General features: G+C 40.3%; 8 protein-coding genes. 5 read left to right on the forward strand and 3 right to left on the reverse strand.

Going from position 1 to position 7,219, the window contains the following annotated elements:
- The 5 genes from VJ937_RS08325 to rsxA form a co-directional block, all read left to right on the forward strand.
- Positions 1–450: SLBB domain-containing protein (locus VJ937_RS08325; protein ID WP_324066438.1), on the forward strand; the 450-nt coding region annotated here is incomplete at its 5' end.
- A complete protein-coding gene (locus VJ937_RS08330) occupies positions 450–1,445 on the forward strand; it encodes an RnfABCDGE type electron transport complex subunit D (RefSeq protein ID WP_324066439.1) in 996 nt (331 codons plus the stop codon). The genes VJ937_RS08325 and VJ937_RS08330, both read left to right, overlap by 1 nt.
- The gene (locus VJ937_RS08335; protein ID WP_324066440.1) at positions 1,438–2,016 is read left to right on the forward strand and encodes an RnfABCDGE type electron transport complex subunit G; all 579 of its coding nucleotides are present in this window, start codon (positions 1,438–1,440) and stop codon (positions 2,014–2,016) included. Before VJ937_RS08330 ends, VJ937_RS08335 begins: the two co-directional genes overlap by 8 nt.
- Complete coding sequence (rsxE, locus tag VJ937_RS08340; protein ID WP_057954758.1) at positions 2,013–2,618, forward strand: electron transport complex subunit RsxE; 606 nt, start codon at positions 2,013–2,015, stop codon at positions 2,616–2,618. The genes VJ937_RS08335 and rsxE overlap by 4 nt, the downstream gene beginning before the upstream one ends.
- An 11-nt stretch (positions 2,619–2,629) precedes the next feature.
- Positions 2,630–3,202, forward strand: a complete 573-nt coding sequence (gene rsxA, locus VJ937_RS08345) for an electron transport complex subunit RsxA (protein ID WP_324066441.1) — start codon at positions 2,630–2,632, stop codon at positions 3,200–3,202.
- Between the two features lie 155 nt (positions 3,203–3,357).
- Here the strand turns inward: rsxA and VJ937_RS08350 are convergent, their stop codons facing one another.
- The 3 genes from VJ937_RS08350 to VJ937_RS08360 all read right to left on the reverse strand — a co-directional run.
- Positions 3,358–4,392, reverse strand: coding sequence for a hypothetical protein (locus VJ937_RS08350; RefSeq protein ID WP_324066442.1), 1,035 nt, complete (start codon positions 4,390–4,392; stop codon positions 3,358–3,360).
- Between the two features lie 138 nt (positions 4,393–4,530).
- Complete coding sequence (locus VJ937_RS08355; protein WP_324066443.1) at positions 4,531–5,808, reverse strand: acetylxylan esterase; 1,278 nt, start codon at positions 5,806–5,808, stop codon at positions 4,531–4,533.
- 324 nt (positions 5,809–6,132) lie between these two features.
- On the reverse strand, positions 6,133–7,219 hold a 1,087-nt coding region (locus VJ937_RS08360), incomplete at its 5' end, for a cyclodeaminase/cyclohydrolase family protein (protein ID WP_324066444.1).

The raw sequence follows: 7,219 nt of genomic DNA on the forward strand, positions 1-7,219 counted from the left end.
TCTGTTAAGAAGCCCTCAAACCTGATGGTTCGCATTGGTACACCGGTAGAAAACCTCATTGAAGCTGCTGGTGGTTTCCCCGAAGATACAGGCAAAGTGGTCAGTGGCGGCCCTATGATGGGAAAAGCGCTGAATGATTTAGCCGCACCCGTGACTAAAGGCACGAGCGGGGTATTGCTTTTTAAAGACAGTGAGGCGCATCGCATAGACTATGAAGCCTGCATTCGCTGCGGTAAATGTGTAACAGCATGCCCGATGGGACTCGAACCCTACCAGCTCATGAACTATGCAACACATGAAATGTGGAAAGAATCTGAAGCAGACCGTATTATGGATTGTATCGAATGTGGTTCATGCTCATTCACATGTCCATCGTACAGGCCATTGCTGGATTACATCCGCCTGGGAAAATCTAACGTAAGTCAAATAATCAGATCAAGAAAACAATAATGAACAGACTATTAACCGTATCACCGTCACCCCACGTCAAGGGACACGATTCTGTACGAAGCATTATGTACGGAGTTGTGATCAGCCTGATACCCGCACTTGGGGTTGCAGTTTACTTTTTTGGACTGGATGCGCTGAAGCTAACACTCATAGCAGTAGCTTCCAGCATGTTTTTTGAATGGCTGATTCAAAAGTTTCTAATCAAAGAATCGCCCCGTTCGGCATTCGATGGATCTGCAATTATCACAGGTATGCTTTTGGCCTTTAATGTGCCATCGAGCCTGCCCATCTGGATGATGATTGTTGGTTCGCTTGTAGCTATCGGCGTTGGAAAAATGTCGTTTGGCGGTCTGGGGAAAAACATTTTTAACCCTGCACTCGTTGGCCGTGTTTTTATGCTTATATCGTGGCCCGTAGAAATGACAACCTGGCCCAACAACCGTTTCCATCTTGCCGATGGATATACAGGAGCCACACCGCTCGGAATGCTAAAAGAAGGCCTTCAGAATAATGAACCAATGTCGCAAGTGATGGATAAATTGCCTTCCACACTCGACTATTTTGTAGGAAATATGTCGGGTTGTATAGGTGAAATCTCTGCTTTGGCGATACTCATTGGTGGTATTTATATGGTAGTGCGTAAAATTATCAACTGGCAAACACCAGTAACCATTTTTGCTACTGTATTTATTTTTGCCGCCATTATGCGAGCCATTAATCCGGAGCTTTATCCCGATCCAACATTCCACCTACTCACAGGAGGTTTATTTATTGGTGCAATATATATGGCTACCGATATGGTTTCTTCACCGATGACCATTAAAGGACAGGTTATATTCGGGGTTGGAATAGGTATCATAACCCTGGTGATCAGGTATTGGGGCGCATATCCCGAAGGGGTTTCGTTTGCCATTCTGATTATGAATGCTACCGTACCAATTATAGACCGTTACACTAAACCGAAACGTTTTGGAGAGGAGGTTAAAAATGGCTAAAAGAGAATCCACATTCATCAATATGGTAGTTACACTATTTGCTGTAACGTTCATCGCTTCTGCCACATTGGGCGGTATTTATGAACTGACCAAGGAGCCTATTGCAAAAGCAAAGCTTGAGAAAAAGCTCAAAGCCATACAGCTGGTTGTGCCTGAATTCGACAATGATCCGAATTCAGAGATGTATACCATTAAAACCGAAAATGATGATATGCCACTGGAAGTATACCCGGCTAAAAAAGGCGATAAATTAGTTGGTGTAGCTGTAAAATCCTACACTATGAAAGGCTATAGTGGTTTAATTCAACTTATGGTGGGCTTCAAACCAGACGGAACCATTAATAAAATTTCGGTACTGCAGCACGCGGAAACACCCGGACTGGGAACAAAAATGACTGATGCATCATTTAAGGATCAGTTTTATGGTAAAAACCCTGCTGACTTTAACCTGGAAGTAAAAAAAGATGGTGGTGATGTAGATGCTATTACCGCTGCTACCATTAGCTCACGCGCATTTTGTGATGCCGTAAAGCGTGCCTATGATCAATACATGAAAGGAGGAAAAAAATGAATCAAAAACAGAATTTCACTAAAGGATTCATCAAAGACAATGCGGTATTTGTAATGCTGCTGGGACTATGTCCCACGCTAGCCGTTACATCAAGCGCAGTGAACGGACTGGGTATGGGACTTGCCACAACATTTGTGTTGGTTATGGCCAATATTGTTGTCGCACTGGTCAAAAACCTTATTCCTGAAAAAGTGCGTATTCCTTCATTTATTGTAATCATCGCATCTTTTGTGACAATCGTTGACCTTACCATGGCTGGTTTTTTACCGAGCCTGCACGAAGCGTTGGGTATTTTCATTCCACTGATTGTTGTAAACTGTCTTGTGCTGGGTCGCGCAGAAGCTTTTGCTTCTAAAAATAATATTGTATCATCCATTGTAGACGGACTCGGTATGGGGCTTGGATTTGCATTTGCACTGACACTTTTAGGCGCTGTTCGCGAATTACTCGGTGCAGGCTCTGTATTTGGATTATCCATCCCTATTTTCCCAACAACCGAAGATGGAGCACCCATTACAATGTTATTGTTTGTGCTGGCCCCAGGTGCTTTTATTGCACTTGGTTACCTGATTGCCATTATTAACCGGTTTAAAAAATCTTAAAACACTGAACTATGGAAATTTTTGCCATTATTATATCGGCCATACTGGTAAACAATATCGTACTGATGCAGTTCCTGGGTATCTGCCCGTTTATGGGGGTGTCCAAAAAACTGTCGACCGCCGTAGGTATGACAGGAGCTGTAACTTTTGTAATGGTACTGGCCACGATAGTAACCTATTTGATTCAAGTGTATGTACTCGAACCGTTTGGAATCGGGTACCTTCAAACCATCTCATTTATTTTAATCATTGCATCATTCGTGCAAATGGTCGAAATTGTTTTGAAAAAGGTCAGCCCCCCACTCTATCAGGCTTTGGGTGTATTTCTACCGCTGATTACAACCAACTGTGCCATTATGGGTGTAGCACTTTTAACCATACAAAACGATTATAACCTGATGGAAGGCATTATCTATGCCATTGGTTCGGCCATCGGTTTTGGTATTGCCATTACCTTGTTTGCCGGTATTCGTGAGCATCTAGATTTATTGGATGTACCCAAAGGCATGCGCGGAACACCAATTGCACTGGTTTCTGCAGGCATACTGGCCATGGCCTTCATGGGTTTTGCAGGATTGGTATAATTCGAACGAAATAATTATAAAAGCAAAAGCGCAACCAAATGGTTGCGCTTTTTTATTGTCAAATTTCCTGATATCGTAATATACTTAATTCACTGACATGGAATTACTTAAACTTACAACAATGCGATAAAAACTTGCTTCAAAATTACCCCTAACTACCAGCTAAAACCAATTCCCATAACCAATGAAGCATCGGGTGCATTACCATCATAAACCTGGTCCTCCATTTCAGGCGCAATAGAAATTACACCTGCAATACCAATCTGATAATGCAAGCCAAAACGCGCCCCATCTTTAAATACCCAGCGACCGCCAAATTCAACCCCGGCTGTTTCAATACCTCCAAAACCACCGTCTTTCACAGATAAATTAAAAAAGTTGCTGTCACGACTGGGATTGGTATGAATTTTCACGCCTCCGGTCAATCCAAATATACCTGCTCCAAAATGCACACCTATATAATCGTGTACACGAATTTCGTAATTGATACCTGCAAGTGTATAACCGCCTATTTGATAGCCGACAGCCAGTATATTTCGCGTTGTTTCTTCTTCAGCGGGTTTATCAACATCAGGTAAAGGTTCCCGGGTTGCTGAATTATTTTCTACTGATGCTTTTGGGTTGGCGGTTTCATTTTCAGTTCTTTCAGACTTTGCAACTGTTTTCTCGTCATCTATTTTTTCAAGCCATCCTGAAGCGGCAAAAGCTTTAATCGATTGAGCAAGGACATTACGGATATTTGCAGCATGCATGTTGGTTACGTCCAAACTGTTTACTTTACGATCACGCTTGTCAGAAAATAATAATTGACCTTTGAAGTAATAATCTGCGTCTAAAGTGACGATTGCATATTCAGTTGTAAGATCTGTTTTTTCCTGGATTTTCAGTTGATTTATTTGTATTGTTATTGGCCGTTGATAGCTTCCCCTGGGCACAGCTGCCTGATAGTAATTTAATAATGTGGTTTCAAAATCCTGTTCAAAAGTGGCTGGTCTGCGGGTATTGAAAAAGCCTTTTTTGACAATACCAATCTGTGATTTATTATCCCTGTTATCTTTAACTTCTTTCACATAAAAGGCCGGATTATCGTAATCTAACAGCTTAGGTGTTAAATGTATTTCGTGATTTTTTTGGGCTGTCATATTTAAAGCAAATACAGCCAGTAACAGGGAAAAAACAAGCTTTTTCATTTCTATAATAAGAGGTTTACAAAAGTTTGTTTTAAAAATACGAATGATCCGTGTTAATAACAAAAATAAGATAATAAAATTTAACTAAATGATTATGATTAACCAAACCCGTGTAAGACGAAAGAGGTTGTTAATGCTTCATTCCAGGTGCTTTTTAACAAACTTAATAAACTGTTCCCAGTCATAGGTAGTTACCCCATGTCTTCCTGATCTTAAATGATACCCGATTGTATTGTGTATGGGTTTATTGAGAGGAGGTTGAATGGAATCGTTCAATCCGGTTTTTCCATACAACTCATAAACAGGAGTTGCATGATATGCTGAAAGATACTCACCTTTGGGGTCTGAAAAACAATCCAGTTCTGCACTGGCAATATACACAGGCCTTGGCGCAATTAATGCAATCAGCATGTGCTGATCAACGGGCAGCCTTTCTTCTTTATTTCTATATTTATTAAAGTTCTGACAGAACCATTGCGGAAAGTTATAATGTATTTTTGCAATGGTTTCACCAAATTTCCTTCTGAAAAGTGCAGCTCCTGCACAACCTGAGTTATTTGAAATTACAATGTCAAATCTCCTGTCAAGGGCACCTGCCCATAAAGAAGTTTTACCAATTCGTGAATGTCCAAATAATATAAACTTCGACTTTCTGGTCATTTCATCCTTCTTGAGGTAATCCAATATCCTTGAATAACCCCATGCCCATGCTGAAATTGAACCCCATTGGTCACCTTTGGGTTTGTTTTGTTTCTTTTTATAAAAAAATGGATGAATTCCATCTGAAAAATCACATCTTTCCGGATCTATATCACCATAATAAACAGTTGCCAAACCAAACCCCTCTGAAATAATTTTCTTTATGGGCCATCTGTCGCTTCTTGTTCCCATTGATTCCTCAGATGCACGGTTATCATTTATACCAAGGGCTGGATTATTGAGGATCCAGGAGTTGGTTAAAATTACATGCTTATCATCTATTATGGTTTGGTTTCCATAGAAGTTATATCCAATAAAAACCGGAGGATTCTCCTTGTCTTTTGGCAGGTATAGCAATACGATTATTTTAAGTTCTTTTCCTTTTGCTTTATAAATAAGTGAAATTTGTTTCCGTATAGCAGTGTTATCTAATGCAGAATCGCTTTGTTCCAGCACCTTTGAAATAAGTGGTTTATCGATACCCTTTGGAATAAACCCGTAGATTTCTTTTTTATAGAGATTAAGAATTTGGGGCCTGCGTTTGTTTTCCCATACTGATACACGATCAATTTTTTCTCCATTTTTAAGGGTTAATACATCTGGCAGCTCATATGGTTCTACGGCATCTTCGTCACAATTCTGATCTTTATCGGCATTAAAAGAGCAACTTACAGAAATACTCAATAAAACTAAAGCAAAAAATATTTTATATACCATAATTATTTTTAGCGTATTGATTTGAGCGTGTAATCTCTATTTGTCATTCAAATCTAATGAAATGAATTTAAAAGTTTTACGAATATGGCGCAAATATGTAAATCTTCGCCATTAAAGCTCGTTAAAGCGTGCTGGAATGGTGTGTTGATTTTGCGTTTCTTCTTATGGTAAGAATCTACCGTCGATGTATATTAAACAAAAATTGCCTATATTATTGTGTTTTATAAATTTTTTAAATCGTATTTTCAGTCAGACCATCGCAAAAAAAAGCCTGTTCAAAAAATCTCGTTTTTGAACAGGCTCGCGTTTTAAGCTAATATTTCATTAAATTTTGCTTTCAACAATTTTCATGATCTCCTCTTCCATTGCAATGGCTTTTTGCCTTATCTCCTCTCCTTCTTTCAGAATCTTGTCTGCAAAAGCCTTGTCAGTCAGATCAGCAGCATTGATCTTCACATTAAGCAATGCGCCCATTACGCCACTTCTAGCTGCAAGTGCGCCTACACCCGCATCTGTTACGGAATTGGGATTTCCAATTTCGGCCATTGCTTTCATCACCTCCATTGACTCATAACAGAGTTTCATGGTTTCGAAAGGCACCTCAGTGGCATATTTCGTAGCCTTGTCGATGGCTTCTTTCCGTTCCTTTTTCTCTTCATCAGTACCTTTAGGCATTTTAAACGCATCCATAATGGTGTTAAAAGCCCTTGTATCTTCATCAACTTTTTTCATGAGTGCTTCCTGGTAATATTTACCTTTCTCTGCCCATTCGCTGAATTCCGGGCAGCGATCGTCCCAGCCACGCTTGTGCGATGAGAGGTTGGCCACCATTGTACCTAAAGCTGAGCCAAGTGCTCCCATGTAAGCACTAATCGAACCTCCGCCAGGAGCAGGCGATTCTGAGGCTGTCTCATTGGCAAAATCGGTCAGTGTTTTATTTACCAAAGCATTTGGATCATCGTCTTCCAGAATGTACTCAATGATCTTTTTATTTGCCTCGAATGGATACAAATCATCTAAGCCAAGCGATTTAACTGCTATTTTAATAATTTCACTGTTGGGAATACCAGTGGAACGATTCTGCATGCGCAAATAATGCTTACCAGCATCAATCATCGCCTTTACTGGCACAACACCTACAAGTTCACTACCGGTAACACGCAGTCCACGCTCATTGGCGCTTTCGTACACTGCATCAAATGCTTCGTGAATAGATGTTACAGAAATGTCGGTCAGGTTCATTGAAATTTGAGCAATTCCATACTCCTCTATGAACCAACCTATTCCACGTACTTTTTTCAATTTCCCCGGAATACGCACATCATTTCCATTTTCATCTTTTACTTTTTTACCTGTTACAGGATCGCCCTCGCGTTTTACACGGCCGGCTTCGCGTACATCAAAAGCCACA

This window comes from Salinivirga sp., assembly GCF_035268865.1.
Lineage (GTDB): Bacteria > Bacteroidota > Bacteroidia > Bacteroidales > Salinivirgaceae > Salinivirga.